The 12,720-nt window shown below is 60.4% G+C and carries 12 protein-coding genes (1 of these 12 running past the window's edge); 9 read left to right on the top strand and 3 right to left on the bottom strand.

Annotated features, from left to right (window positions below):
• Positions 1-59: 59 nt before the first annotated feature.
• Positions 60-1,622 carry a bifunctional aminoglycoside phosphotransferase/ATP-binding protein gene (locus tag JWV26_RS04895; RefSeq protein ID WP_206418526.1) on the bottom strand — a complete coding sequence of 521 codons (1,563 nt, stop codon included), beginning with the start codon at positions 1,620-1,622 and terminating at the stop codon, positions 60-62.
• 114 nt (positions 1,623-1,736) lie between these two features.
• On the opposite strand from JWV26_RS04895, the gene mrcB reads away from it, so the two are divergent.
• The 3 genes from mrcB (at position 1,737) to JWV26_RS04880 (ending at position 5,131) form a co-directional block, all read left to right on the top strand.
• Positions 1,737-4,055: a penicillin-binding protein 1B gene (gene mrcB, locus JWV26_RS04890; RefSeq protein WP_139228014.1), complete on the top strand. Its 2,319-nt coding sequence runs from the start codon at positions 1,737-1,739 to the stop codon at positions 4,053-4,055.
• Between the two features lie 66 nt (positions 4,056-4,121).
• The gene (locus JWV26_RS04885; protein WP_074916273.1) at positions 4,122-4,802 is read left to right on the top strand and encodes a tetratricopeptide repeat protein; all 681 of its coding nucleotides are present in this window, start codon (positions 4,122-4,124) and stop codon (positions 4,800-4,802) included.
• Complete coding sequence (locus JWV26_RS04880) at positions 4,802-5,131, top strand: YqcC family protein (protein WP_074916271.1); 330 nt, start codon at positions 4,802-4,804, stop codon at positions 5,129-5,131. Before JWV26_RS04885 ends, JWV26_RS04880 begins: the two co-directional genes overlap by 1 nt.
• Before the next feature lie 18 nt (positions 5,132-5,149).
• Here the strand turns inward: JWV26_RS04880 and JWV26_RS04875 are convergent, their stop codons facing one another.
• On the bottom strand, positions 5,150-5,584 hold the full coding sequence (locus JWV26_RS04875) for a DUF4124 domain-containing protein (RefSeq protein ID WP_206418525.1): 435 nt from the start codon (positions 5,582-5,584) through the stop codon (positions 5,150-5,152).
• 401 nt (positions 5,585-5,985) lie between these two features.
• On the opposite strand from JWV26_RS04875, the gene JWV26_RS04870 reads away from it, so the two are divergent.
• Entirely contained in the window at positions 5,986-7,710 is a 1,725-nt protein-coding gene (locus JWV26_RS04870) for an acetolactate synthase 3 large subunit (RefSeq protein ID WP_072424228.1), read from the top strand.
• A 1-nt stretch (position 7,711) separates the two neighbouring features.
• Complete coding sequence (gene ilvN / locus JWV26_RS04865; RefSeq protein WP_003462832.1) at positions 7,712-8,203, top strand: acetolactate synthase small subunit; 492 nt, start codon at positions 7,712-7,714, stop codon at positions 8,201-8,203.
• A 54-nt stretch (positions 8,204-8,257) separates the two neighbouring features.
• Here the strand turns inward: ilvN and ilvY are convergent, their stop codons facing one another.
• Complete coding sequence (gene ilvY / locus JWV26_RS04860; protein WP_206418524.1) at positions 8,258-9,139, bottom strand: HTH-type transcriptional activator IlvY; 882 nt, start codon at positions 9,137-9,139, stop codon at positions 8,258-8,260.
• Between the two features lie 126 nt (positions 9,140-9,265).
• Here ilvY and ilvC point away from each other — a divergent pair, with 126 nt between their 5' ends.
• From ilvC to msrQ, 4 genes are all read left to right on the top strand, one after another.
• Entirely contained in the window at positions 9,266-10,282 is a 1,017-nt protein-coding gene (gene ilvC / locus JWV26_RS04855; RefSeq protein WP_017675289.1) for a ketol-acid reductoisomerase, read from the top strand.
• 147 nt (positions 10,283-10,429) lie between these two features.
• On the top strand, positions 10,430-11,245 hold the full coding sequence (gene pssA, locus JWV26_RS04850) for a CDP-diacylglycerol--serine O-phosphatidyltransferase (protein ID WP_026088416.1): 816 nt from the start codon (positions 10,430-10,432) through the stop codon (positions 11,243-11,245).
• A gap of 66 nt (positions 11,246-11,311) precedes the next feature.
• Positions 11,312-12,322, top strand: coding sequence for a protein-methionine-sulfoxide reductase catalytic subunit MsrP (gene msrP / locus JWV26_RS04845; RefSeq protein ID WP_206418523.1), 1,011 nt, complete (start codon positions 11,312-11,314; stop codon positions 12,320-12,322).
• A protein-coding gene (gene msrQ / locus JWV26_RS04840; RefSeq protein ID WP_206418522.1) for a protein-methionine-sulfoxide reductase heme-binding subunit MsrQ crosses the window boundary here: on the top strand, positions 12,322-12,720 show its 5' portion. 228 nt of this gene lie beyond the right edge of the window; only the first 399 of its 627 coding nucleotides appear in the window; the start codon lies at positions 12,322-12,324; its stop codon lies off the right edge, out of view. Before msrP ends, msrQ begins: the two co-directional genes overlap by 1 nt.

Below are 12,720 nucleotides of genomic sequence, written 5' to 3'. Positions count from 1 at the left end.
AGTATAGAAGCCCTGCCAGGGTTTGCCTGGCAGGGCGTGCCGACTGCTTGGGGCTATGCTCAGATCCCTGGCAGGCGCTGGCGAATACGCTCGACCAGGCTGTCCAGGCTTGCGCTGTCATGTGTATCGACACGCTTGCTGTGGCTCTGCTCCTCATCGTCGAGCGGCTCGCGGCTGGTTTGTTGGGCCTGGATCACTTCCAGCGTCGCATCGGAAGGGTCCTGGCCTGCGCTGCGGCGCTGCTCCAGCCAGCTGGCAATCACGGCTTGCGGCGCATGGCAGTCGAGAATCAGGAAGGGCACGCCGGTCTCTTCGGCGACTTCGCTGGCGGCCTGGCGTTGCGCTGCCTTGAGATAGGTTGCGTCGATCACCACGGGGAAGCCTGCCAGTAGTGTCTGACGCGCCAGTTGATGCAGCCGCTGGTAGGTCGCCTGACTGGCGTCAGTGCTGTAGATACCGGCGGCCAGCTGATCCTTGGCTTCGGCGCTTTGCTCGCCGAACAGGCGCTTGCGCTCGATGTCGGAGCGCAGGCGGATGGTGCCCAGTGCTTCCACCAGGCGCATGGCCACGTGGCTCTTGCCAACAGCCGAAACGCCATGGGTGATGGCCAGGAAGGGCGATGGAATGGCGCTGTAGCTTTCCGCCAGTGCGGCATAGGCGCGGTACTGGCGCAGGATGACCGCCCGTTGTACCGAACTCTCTTCTTGCCCCAGGCGAAACAGCGCGACCTTGCCGCGCACCATGGCGCGGTAGGCCTTGTAGAAGTTCAGCAGTTGCAGGGCTGCATAATCGCCAGTGCGCTCCAGCCAGCCGCTGATAAAGCGGCGTGCCAGGCATTTGAGGCCGCGGTCTTCGAGGTCCATGGCCAGGAAGGCGATATCGGCGGTAACGTCGGTAAAGCGGAAGGGTTCGTTGAACTCGATGCAGTCGAACAGCACCACTCGACCGTCGATCTGGGCGGCGTTGCCCAGGTGAATATCACCGTGGCACTCGCGGATGAAACCCTGCGCCTTGCGTTCGCTCAGCAGTGGTTGCAGGCGTTCGTAGCTGGACTGGGCCCAGGCCTCGAGGGCATCGAGTTGCTGCAGGTCTGCCTGCTCGCTGAGCATCGGCCGAATCTGGTCGAAATTCTGCTGCACCGGAACCATTACCGCTTCTGCGCTACCCAGCGGATGCTCCTGCGGCACCTTCGGTGCGTTCAGATGAAAAGTGGCGATCTGCTCGGCCAGGGCGTCGATATGGGCGTCGTTCAGTTCGCCACGTGCCTGAATGGCGCTGAGCAGTTGCTCCTGCGGGAACTGGCGCATTTTCAGCGCGTATTCGATGGCTGGCGTGCTGCCGTCGAGACTGGGCGCGTCTTCACTACCGCCGACCGGCAACACGTCCAGATACAAATCCTGGGTCAGGCGCTGATTGAGGCGTAGCTCTTCTTCGCAGAAATGACGGCGTGCATCGAGCTCGGTGAAGTCGAGAAACCCGAAATTGACCGGCTTTTTGATCTTGTAGGCGTAGGGGCCAGTGAGCAAAACCCAGGAAATGTGGGTCTCAATGACCTGAAACCCATCCACAGGATGCGGATACAGGGCCGGTTTCTGCAATGCGGCAATCAGGGCTTGGCTCACGTTCGATCCTTGTTCTAGACGCTGTTCGAGCTGGGCATTATGGCCGCTGTGAGCTGCTCTGCAAACCATCCAGGCGGCCTGCTGGCCCCTATGTAAAGTGCGTATAATCCCGCCATGACTCGAAAACGCTCCCCCCGCTCAAACAAAAAATCCCGCTCGTCCGGTATGCGTCCCTGGTTTGCCTGGGGCCTCAAGCTCGGTCTGGTTGGTCTGGTGATCCTTGCCGGCTTTGCCGTTTATCTCGATGCCGTGGTGCAGGAAAAATTTTCCGGCAAGCGCTGGACGGTGCCCGCGAAGGTCTACGCCAGGCCGCTCGAACTTTTCGTCGGGCAGAAGCTGGCCAAGGACGATTTCCTGCGTGAGCTCGATGCGCTGGGCTACCGCCGCGAGAGCACGGTCAACGGGCCGGGCGCAGTGTCGGTGGCCGGTAACAACATCGAGCTGCACAGTCGCGGCTTTCAGTTCTATGAAGGTGCCGAACCGTCACAGAAGGTACGTGTGCGCTTCTCTGGTGATTACGTCGCCGGTCTGACCCAGGCCAACGGCGGCAACCTGGCGGTGGCACGACTCGAGCCGCTGCTGATTGGCGGGCTTTACCCGGCGCATCAGGAAGATCGCATCCTGATCAAGCTGGATCAGGTGCCGGCCTATCTGATCGATGCGCTGGTGGCAGTCGAGGATCGCGACTACTTCGATCACTTCGGCGTGTCACCCAAGGGTATCGCCCGTGCTCTGTGGATCAACGCTACGTCCGGGCGCCTGGTGCAGGGCGGCAGTACCCTGACTCAGCAGTTGGTGAAGAACTTCTACCTGACCAACGAGCGCACCCTGGTGCGTAAAGCCACCGAAGCGATGATGGCGGTGCTGCTCGAGTTGCACTATGACAAGCGCGAGATTCTCGAGGCCTATATGAACGAGGTATTCCTCGGTCAGGACGGTCAGCGCGCGGTGCACGGCTTTGGTCTGGCCAGCCAGTACTTCTTCAGTCAGCCGGTTTCCGAGCTGAAGCTGGAGCAGGTCGCGCTGCTGGTGGGCATGGTCAAGGGCCCCACCTACTTCAACCCGCGGCGCAATCCTGAGCGTGCGCTGGCGCGCCGCAATCTGGTGCTCGATCTGCTTGCCGAGCAAGGCTCGATCACCCCCGAGGAAGCCGCAGCAGCCAAACAGAAGCCGCTTGGCGTGAGCGCGCGCGGCAGCATGGCTGACAGCTCGTTCCCGGCTTTCCTCGATCTAGTCAAGCGTCAGTTGCGTGAAGACTATCGTGAGCAGGATCTGACCGAAGAAGGCCTGCGCATCTTCACCAGCTTCGATCCGATCCTGCAGCTCAAGGCAGAAGAGGCGCTGGCCGAGACGCTCAAGCGCCTGGCTGGGCGCAAGGGTGTGGATGAAGTGCAGGCTGGCATGGTGGTGACCAATCCTGAGACCGGGGAAATTCAGGCATTGATTGGCAGCCGCCAGCCGCGGTTTGCCGGTTTCAATCGGGCGCTGGATGCCGTGCGGCCGATTGGCTCGCTGATCAAACCGGCTATTTATCTGTCTGCGTTGGAGCGTCCCAGTCAGTACACCCTGACCAGTTGGCTGGAGGACGAAGTGTTTTCCATCAAGGGTCAGGATGGCCAGGTCTGGACGCCGCAGAATTACGACCGCAAGGCTCATGGCACCATCTACCTGTATCAGGGGTTGGCGCAGTCCTACAACCTGTCCACGGCCAAGCTCGGCCTGGAGATCGGCGTGCCCAACGTGCTCAAGACGCTCGAGCGACTGGGCGTGGAGCGCAAGTGGCCGGCCTATCCGTCGATGCTGCTCGGTGCAGGGGCTCTGACGCCGATGGAAGTGGCGGGCATGTACCAGACCCTGGCCAACGGTGGCTTCAATACGCCGTTGCGCGGCATTCGCAGCGTGCTGACCGCCGATGGCCAGCCGCTCGGCCGTTATCCGTTCCAGATCCAGCAGCGTTTCGATCCGGGTGCCATCTATCTGGTGCAAAACGCCATGCAGCGCACCATGCGTGAAGGCACTGGTCGCTCGGTTTACAGCCAACTGCCCAGCTCGCTGAATCTGGCGGGCAAGACCGGGACCAGTAACGACTCGCGCGACAGCTGGTTCGCTGGCTTCAGTCAGGATCTGCTGTCGGTGGTGTGGCTGGGGCGTGACGACAACGGTCCGACCCCGCTGACCGGTGCGACCGGTGCACTGCAGGTCTGGACCGGGTTCATGCGCAAGGCGGATCCGCTGCCGTTGGATATGCCGATGCCGGACAACGTCACCCAGGCCTGGGTGGATCGTCAGACTGGTCTGGGTTCGGCTTCGGGCTGCCCGAATGCGGTGCAGATGCCTTATATTCGCGGCAGTGAACCCGCTCCGGGCTCTGCTTGCGGTATTCAGGCTCCGGTCGAGTCCGTGATGGACTGGGTCAAAGGGTGGTTGGAATAACGGCCGGATCGAGTGATTCGGTGTTACCTGAGAGGATTGGATGTGAACAAGAAGTGGCTTGCCACTATGCTGGCAACGGCGGTGTTGAGTGGTTGCAGCACGGTACCGCAGGGATCGATTCCGGTGATCGATGCCGGCTCTCCACTATCGTCGGGTGGTTCTGGTCCGTCGACCAGCCCAACCCCCGCAGCTGCGCCGCAGCGTATCGAGGAGGACTCCGGTGTTGTTGTGATGGTGCCGCAGGGTGCCGTCTCGACGCCATTGCAGACCGACTCGCAGCCGATTACCTCCAGTGGCGGCCTGACCTTCGATCCGCCCGTGAGTAGCCAGCCTTCTGCGCCGAGCCAAGGCAGCTTCGGCAACTCGGCACCGAGCATGCCCAGTGGCATCCCCAGCGGTGGCGGCCTGGCTGCTGACGAGCAACTGGATGGACCGGTTCTCGCGCTGCTGACCACTGCTCAACAGCAACAGGGCGGTGGTGATCTGAATGGCGCCGCCTCCAGTCTGGAACGTGCCCAGCGCATCGCCCCGCGTGAGCCGCAGGTGCTCTACCGTCTTGCCGAGGTACGTATGGCTCAGGGCGATGCAGCGCAGGCCGAGCAACTGGCCCGTCGTGGTCTGACTCAAGCCAGTGGTCGTCCGGCGCTGCAGGCCAGTCTGTGGGATCTGATTGCCCGTGCCCGTGAGCGCCAGGGTGATCCCGCTGGTGCGGCTCAGGCCCGTGAACGCGCACGAGTCAATCTCTGATGGATGCTCGTGCAAGCGCACTGGCCGAACACCTGCTGCTGATCGAGCGTGAGTTACGTGTGCAGGGTTGGTGGCAGGAGGAGGCGCCGAGCGCCGAGGCCCTGGCCAGCCCGGAGCCGTTCTGTGTCGATACGCTGGCGTTCGAACAATGGCTGCAGTGGATTTTTCTACCGCGTATGAAGGTTCTGCTGGAAACCGATGCAGCATTGCCCTCGGTATCGGGCATTCAGGCCATGGCGGAGATGGTCTATCAGCAGCAGCCGCGCGTTGCGCGTCGGCTGCTCGAACTGCTTGGTGAGTTCGATCGCCTGATTACGCGCACGCCTTGAGGGCGTGCGCGTGCTCCATTATTTGCAGTTTTCTGCGATGGACTTCTTCAGCTCGGTGATGCGTTCCTGCCGCTCGTTCTCGTCAACGCGGCGAACCTCGCCACCGTCCTCGATGCGCAGGCGAGGATTGTTTTCCAACTGAGCCAGATTGGTGCGAGCGTTCTCACAGTACTGCTTGCGCTCGGCTTCCTGCTTCGCCACATCTTCCTTGACCTTCTTGTCGATGGCCGCCTGCTCAGGGTCGAGCTGCTCTTCTATGCTCGGTGCCGGCTCACTTGGCGTAGGTCGTGGAGGCGGGGCCGCAGTATTGATGGTCGTGGCTTCTTGGCCCTGCGGAGGTTGCGCGCCGAAGTGGGTCACGCCTTTTTCATCTACCCACTTGTAAACCTGGCTGGCCATGGCGGATGTGCTCAAAGCGAGCATCAGGGTGCCAGTAAGAATCATGTGGCGCATGCTGTTTCCTTTATCGAGAGCGGCGGTGCTGATGGTTACTATAACCAAAAGCCGGCAATCTTCATCCTGCGCTGCGTCACAGCAGTAGGTTGAATAATAGGTTAGTCATCTCTTGACTTGCCCTCGCCGAACCCGAACAATCCAGCCTTCCCCCGTAGTGGAGTCCGCCGCAAGCGTCCTTCAGCTCGGGGAAAAGAGGCGCTACCCGCGCCGAACCGTGACACCCGCAACGCGTTACCTCGCGCTGGGAGGGTCGGCCCCGCAAGACCATGGGCTGCTCCGTTACTCGTCAAGCTGATGTTCCGAATCCACGATCACCGTCGTGCGTGTCCGCTGACAGTAAGACCTACTTAGGGCTACCCGTTGTCGGGTGGCATACTGGCGTTCAAGAGGTGAACAACGTGGAGCTTTTATCCGGCGCTGAAATGGTCGTCCGCTTCCTGCGTGACGAAGGCGTTAAGCATATCTATGGGTACCCCGGTGGTGCTCTCCTGCATATTTACGATGCCCTGTTCAAAGAACCGGAAGTGACCCACATCCTGGTCCGTCATGAACAGGCAGCGACCCATATGGCTGACGGCTATGCCCGCGCCACCGGCAAGGCCGGTGTGGTGCTGGTGACCTCTGGCCCCGGCGCGACCAATGCCATCACCGGTATTGCCACCGCCTACATGGACTCCATTCCGATGGTGGTGATCTCCGGCCAGGTGCCGAGTGCCATGGTCGGTACCGATGCTTTCCAGGAAACCGACATGGTCGGTATTTCCCGCCCGATCGTGAAGCACAGCTTCATCATCAAGCACCCGTCGGAAATCCCCGAAGTGCTGAAGAAGGCGTTCTACCTCGCCGAATCCGGCCGTCCAGGTCCGGTCGTGGTCGACATTCCGAAGGACATGGGTGATCCCACCCAGAAGTTCGAGTACGTCTATCCGAAGAAGGTCAAGCTGCGTTCCTACAGCCCGGCGGTGCGTGGCCACTCCGGCCAGATCCGCAAGGCTGCCGAGATGCTCCTGGCTGCCAAGCGTCCGGTCATGTACTCCGGCGGTGGCGTGATCATGGGCGGCGCTTCCGCGCCGCTGACCGAGCTGGCGCAAATGCTCAACCTGCCGGTGACCAACACCTTGATGGGCCTCGGTGGCTATCCGGGTACCGATCGCCAGTTCATCGGCATGCTCGGTATGCACGGCAGCTACACCGCCAACCTGGCGATGCACCATGCCGACGTGATCCTGGCAGTCGGTGCGCGCTTCGATGACCGCGTGATCAACGGCGCGGCCAAGTTCTGCCCGAACGCCAAGATCATCCACATCGACATCGACCCGGCTTCGATCTCCAAGACCATCAAGGCTGACATCCCGATCGTTGGCCCGGTGGACAGTGTGCTGACCGAGATGGTCGCCATCCTCAAGGAAATCGGCGAAACTCCGAACAAGGACACCGTTGCCAGCTGGTGGAAACAGATCGACGAGTGGCGTGGTAGCGGCCGTCTGTTCCCTTACAACGAGGGCGACGGTTCGATCATCAAGCCGCAGACCGTGATCGAAACCCTGTGTGACGTGACCAAGGGCGATGCCTTCATCACCTCTGATGTCGGTCAGCACCAGATGTTCGCTGCGCAGTATTACCGTTTCAACAAGCCCAACCGTTGGATCAACTCCGGCGGCCTGGGCACCATGGGCTTCGGTTTCCCGGCTGCGATGGGCATCAAGCTGAACTTCCCGGATGCCGACGTGGCGTGCGTCACCGGCGAGGGCAGTATCCAGATGAATATTCAGGAGCTGTCGACCTGTCTGCAGTACGACCTGCCGGTGAAGATCGTCAACCTGAACAACGGCACCCTCGGCATGGTTCGCCAATGGCAGGACATGCAGTACAACAGCCGTTATTCGCACTCCTACATGGAGTCGCTGCCGGACTTCGTCAAACTGGCCGAGGCCTATGGCCATGTCGGCATGCGCATCACCTCGCTGAAGGACCTCAAGCCCAAGCTGGAGGAAGCCTTCGCCCTGAAGAATCGCCTGGTGTTCCTCGACATCGCGGTGGATTCCAGCGAGCACGTCTATCCGATGCAGATCAGAGACGGTGCGATGCGTGACATGTGGCTGAGCAAGACGGAGCGGACCTAAGATGCGACACATCATTTCCCTGCTGCTGGAAAACGAGCCGGGCGCACTGTCCCGTGTGGTCGGTCTGTTCTCCCAGCGTAACTACAACATCGAAAGCCTCACCGTTGCGCCAACCGAGGATCCGACGCTGTCGCGCCTGACCCTCACCACCGTTGGTCAGGATGAGGTGATCGAGCAGATCACCAAGAACCTCAACAAGCTGGTCGAGGTGGTCAAACTGGTCAACCTGTCGGAAAGCGCGCACATCGAACGCGAATTGATGCTGGTCAAGATCAAGGCCACCGGCGCCCAGCGTGCCGAAGTCAAGCGTACGACCGACATCTTCCGCGGCCAGATCGTGGATGTGACCAGCAGCGTCTACACCGTGCAGCTGACCGGTACCAGCGACAAACTGGACAGCTTCATTCAGGCTGTCGGTACTGCATCGATCCTAGAAACGGTGCGCAGTGGTGTCACCGGTATCGCGCGTGGCGACAAGGTACTGAGCATCTAATTGCTGTAGTAATGCAGAGCCCCGCCTGGTGCGGGGCTTTTTATTGTCTGGCATTCAGCGCTGACGATTCCAGAAGGCGGCGATCAGCGGGTCCTTGAGGCGCTTTTCCAGTGCGAACAGGCCAATGTCATAAGCGGTAAGCGGTGGCTGGATATCGTAGATACGGATGCGGGCGGTCAGCGGGCTGTTGTCCAGCACGATCTGCGGCACCACTCCGATACCGAAGCCCAGACTGACCATGCTGACGATCGCTTCGTTGCCGCTGACCTGGGCATAGATGCGCGGTTTGATGTTGTGGCTTTTCAGCCAGCGGTCGGTGCGCGTGCGGGCCAGGCCTTCCTCGGAGAGAATCATCGGCACGTCCTTCCAGCTCTCTGAAGTTGGGTTGCACAGTTGTTCTTCGTTCAACAGCTGGGGAGCCTGTGGGCCGATGAAGCGCAATTCCGAGCGAGTGATCGACTGGAATTCCACGCCGCTCGGCAGGCTATCGGGGAGGGCGCCGATGGCCAGGTCCTCCAGTCCCTGCTGCACCCGTTCGACAGCCTTGGCCGGATCTCCGGTATGCAGTTTCATTTCGATGCGTGGGTAGTCCTGGCGAAAGCTGCTAAGAATGTCATAGAGGAAGCTGTAGCTTGCCGTGACCGAGCAATACAGCGACAGCTCGCCATGCAGGTTCAACTGGTCCTGCATGAAGGTCTGGCGAATCGCCTGCCAACCATTGATGACCTCGCTCGCGTACTCACGAAACTGTTGGCCCTCGCGAGTCAGGCGCACCGAGCGGTTGTCGCGCACGAACAGCGTGGCGCCCACTTCGTCCTCGAGCTGCTTGATGCTGCGGCTGAGCGCGGACGGGCTGACGTGCTGCTCGCGGCTCGTGCGGCCGAAATGCAGGTTGTCTGCCAGGGAGAGAAAAAGCCGGAGGGAATGGCTGTCCATTTATGTTTCATATATCGGCATGTTGTATTGCAAATATATCATTTTACGCAATGGTGCGGATCACTTAAGGTGTCTTCGTCGCGGTGCCTCGCACCCCATCCCTTTCGATTCAAAAGAGCCAAGAACATGAAAGTTTATTACGACAAAGATTGCGACCTCTCCATCATCCAGGGCAAGAAAGTCGCCATCATCGGTTACGGCTCCCAGGGCCACGCCCAGGCCTGCAACCTGAAAGATTCCGGCGTTGACGTCACCATCGGCCTGCGCAAAGGCTCGGCTACCGTTGCCAAGGCCGAGGCTCATGGCCTGAAAGTGACCGACGTGGCTTCTGCCGTCGCTGCCGCTGACCTGGTCATGATCCTGACCCCGGACGAATTCCAGGGTCAGCTGTACAAGAACGAAATCGAGCCGAACATCAAGAAGGGCGCCACCCTGGCCTTCTCCCATGGTTTCGCCATTCACTACAATCAGGTTGTGCCGCGTGCCGATCTCGACGTGATCATGATCGCGCCGAAGGCTCCGGGCCACACCGTACGCACCGAGTTCGTCAAGGGCGGCGGCATTCCTGACTTGATCGCCGTTTACCAAGACGCCTCCGGCAATGCCAAGAACGTCGCTCTGTCCTACGCCTCGGGCGTTGGCGGTGGTCGTACCGGCATCATCGAAACCACCTTCAAGGACGAGACCGAAACCGACCTGTTCGGTGAGCAGGCTGTTCTCTGTGGCGGTACCGTCGAGCTGGTCAAGGCCGGTTTCGAAACCCTGGTCGAAGCTGGCTACGCGCCGGAAATGGCCTACTTCGAGTGCCTGCACGAACTGAAGCTGATCGTTGACCTCATGTACGAAGGCGGCATCGCCAACATGAACTACTCGATCTCCAACAACGCTGAGTACGGCGAGTACGTGACCGGTCCGGAAGTGATCAACGCCGAATCCCGTCAGGCCATGCGCAACGCCCTCAAGCGTATCCAGGATGGCGAGTACGCCAAGATGTTCATCAGCGAAGGCGCCACTGGCTACCCGTCGATGACTGCCAAGCGCCGTAACAACGCCGCTCATGGTATCGAAGTCATCGGTGAGCAACTGCGCTCGATGATGCCGTGGATTGCTGCCAACAAGATCGTCGACAAGGCCAAGAACTAAGGTCTGCGATGTGCGAAAGAACGCGGCTTTATGCCGCGTTTTTTCATTCTGCGGCGAGGCTTCTGGTATAAAGCCAGCTCGCTGAGTGGCGAACTGAGTTCAGTCGTCCCGGTCGAAATTCGTCAAACCCGTTGCAAGGTGCTGTTCATGAGTGAAGGTCCCGAGGATCAAAAGCCGGCTGGCGACAATCTGGAAAGCCTGCTGCCGATCGACGAGCACATAGAGGAAGGGCAGGACGCGGAAGGGCGCAAGGTGCGTCACCGTGGTATCTACCTGCTGCCCAATCTGTTCACCACGGCCAACCTGTTCGCCGGTTTCTATTCCATCATCAATGCGATGAACGGCAACTTCTACGTGGCCGCCGCCGCAGTATTTGTCGCCATGGTGCTCGACGGTCTGGACGGTCGCGTAGCGCGCCTGACCAATACGCAAAGTGCATTCGGTGCCGAGTACGACTCGCTTTCCGATATGGTCGCTTTCGGTGTGGCGCCGGCTCTGCTCGCATTCGAATGGGCACTGGGCAGCATGGGCAAAGTGGGCTGGATGGTCGCCTTCATCTATGTCGCTGGCGCTGCATTGCGTCTGGCGCGCTTCAATACGCAGATCGGTAGCGTCGACAAGCGCTACTTCATCGGCCTGGCCAGTCCGGCTGCGGCGGGCGTGGTTGCCGGTACGGTGTGGGCATTCAGCGATTTCGGTATCAAGGGCTCCAACATGTCCTTCGCCGTGGCGCTGCTCGTTGCTGCCGCGGGCTGCCTGATGGTCAGTAACATCAAGTACTACAGCTTCAAGGACCTGGATCTGAAGGGGCGCGTGCCCTTCGTGGCCATTCTGGCCGTGGTGCTGGTGTTCGCGGTGGTGTTCAGCGACCCACCTCGTATCCTGCTGCTGATCTTCCTCGCTTATGCGGCTTCCGGTCCGATCCAGTACCTGCTGCAATTGCGTCGCCGTAAATCTGCCTGACGCTGTAATTTCTTCTCCGCTCCGTGGTCTACAGTTCGTTTCTCGAACTGTAGTCGCGGAGTTGCCATGCTCATCCGAGTTCCTCCTTCCTCTCGGGCTCTCGAGTCCGAAGTCACCCCCGAGTCTGTTTATCTCTCTCGTCGCAAGCTGATGCAGGGCTCGCTGGCGCTGGCGGCCATGGCTGCCATGCCGGGTCTGGCCAGTGCTGACACTCCAGGTGTCTACGCCGATGTCGAGTCGTCGAAGGCTCCGGGCTGGTTTCAAGAGAAGCTGGCGGCGGCGCGTTGGCAGGCGATAACCGCTGAAGGTGAAAGCATCACGCCCTTCAAGGACGCCACGCACTACAACAACTTCTATGAGTTCGGTACGGGCAAGGGCGACCCGGCAGCCAATGCCGGCAAGTTGCAGGTCGAGCCCTGGACGGTGATGGTCGATGGCGAAGTGAGCAAGCCAGGGCGCTACTCCATCGAGGAGTTGGTCAAACCGCATGCATTCGAAGAGCGTATCTACAGGCTGCGCTGCGTCGAGGCCTGGTCCATGGTCATTCCCTGGCTGGGTTTTCCGTTGGCTGATCTGCTCAAACAGGTCGAACCCACCTCGTCGGCTCGCTATGTGCGCTTCGAGACGCTGGTCGATCGTGAGCGCATGCCGGGGCAACGCTCGGGGTTCTCGCTGATCGATTGGCCCTATGTCGAGGGGCTGCGGCTGGATGAGGCCATGCATCCGTTGGCCTTCATGGCCGTCGGCATGTACGGACGTGTTTTGCCAAACCAGAATGGGGCGCCTCTGCGCCTGGTAGTGCCTTGGAAGTACGGGTTCAAGAGCATCAAATCCATCGTGCGGATAAGTCTTGTGGGTGAGGCGCCCAAAACTACCTGGGAGCGTATCGCGCCGAATGAGTACGGCTTCTATGCCAACGTCAATCCGCAGGTCGACCATCCGCGCTGGTCGCAGGCGACCGAGCGACGTTTGCCCAGCGGGTTGTTCAGCCCCAACGTGATCGATACGCGGATGTTCAATGGCTACGAGGAGGTCGCTGACCTCTACGCAGGCATGGACCTGGCGAGGTACTACTGATGCGCTATCGGTTGTGGCGTGTCGGTATCTTCCTGGCTGCTTTAGTGCCGCCGCTCTATTGGCTGTACTGCGCTGCCTTTAATTTACTGGGGCCTGATCCGGGCAAGGCGCTGGTAGATAACCTGGGGCTCGGCGCCTTGATCCTTCTGCTGATTACCCTGGCAATGACGCCGCTGCAGCAGTTGACGCGCTGGGGTGGGTGGATTGCCGTGCGACGACAGCTGGGACTGTGGTGCTTTGCCTACGTGACGCTGCACTTGTCCGGCTATGTGCTGTTTATCGCTGGGGTGCGTCTGGAACTGGTGCTGCGCGATCTTTCCGAGCGCCCCTACATAATCGTTGGGGCATTGGCCTATATAGGCTTGCTTGCCCTGGCCGTTACTTCCAATCGCTTCAGC

This window comes from Ectopseudomonas toyotomiensis, assembly GCF_017167985.1.
Lineage (GTDB): Bacteria > Pseudomonadota > Gammaproteobacteria > Pseudomonadales > Pseudomonadaceae > Aquipseudomonas > Aquipseudomonas toyotomiensis.
This window is presented reverse-complemented; position numbering and strand designations above follow the sequence as displayed.

Excerpts from the sequence above, each read along its gene's own strand:
- JWV26_RS04880 (WP_074916271.1), top strand. The coding sequence starts at position 4,802 with ATGGATGCTCGTGCAAGCGCACTGGCCGAACACCTGCTGCTGATCGAG.
- ilvC (WP_017675289.1), top strand. The coding sequence starts at position 9,266 with ATGAAAGTTTATTACGACAAAGATTGCGACCTCTCCATCATCCAGGGC.
- JWV26_RS04885 (WP_074916273.1), top strand. The coding sequence starts at position 4,122 with ATGCTGGCAACGGCGGTGTTGAGTGGTTGCAGCACGGTACCGCAGGGA.
- mrcB (WP_139228014.1), top strand. The coding sequence starts at position 1,737 with ATGACTCGAAAACGCTCCCCCCGCTCAAACAAAAAATCCCGCTCGTCC.
- msrP (WP_206418523.1), top strand. The coding sequence starts at position 11,312 with ATGCTCATCCGAGTTCCTCCTTCCTCTCGGGCTCTCGAGTCCGAAGTC.
- ilvN (WP_003462832.1), top strand. The coding sequence starts at position 7,712 with ATGCGACACATCATTTCCCTGCTGCTGGAAAACGAGCCGGGCGCACTG.
- pssA (WP_026088416.1), top strand. The coding sequence starts at position 10,430 with ATGAGTGAAGGTCCCGAGGATCAAAAGCCGGCTGGCGACAATCTGGAA.
- ilvY (WP_206418524.1), bottom strand. The coding sequence starts at position 9,139 with ATGGACAGCCATTCCCTCCGGCTTTTTCTCTCCCTGGCAGACAACCTG.
- JWV26_RS04875 (WP_206418525.1), bottom strand. The coding sequence starts at position 5,584 with ATGCGCCACATGATTCTTACTGGCACCCTGATGCTCGCTTTGAGCACA.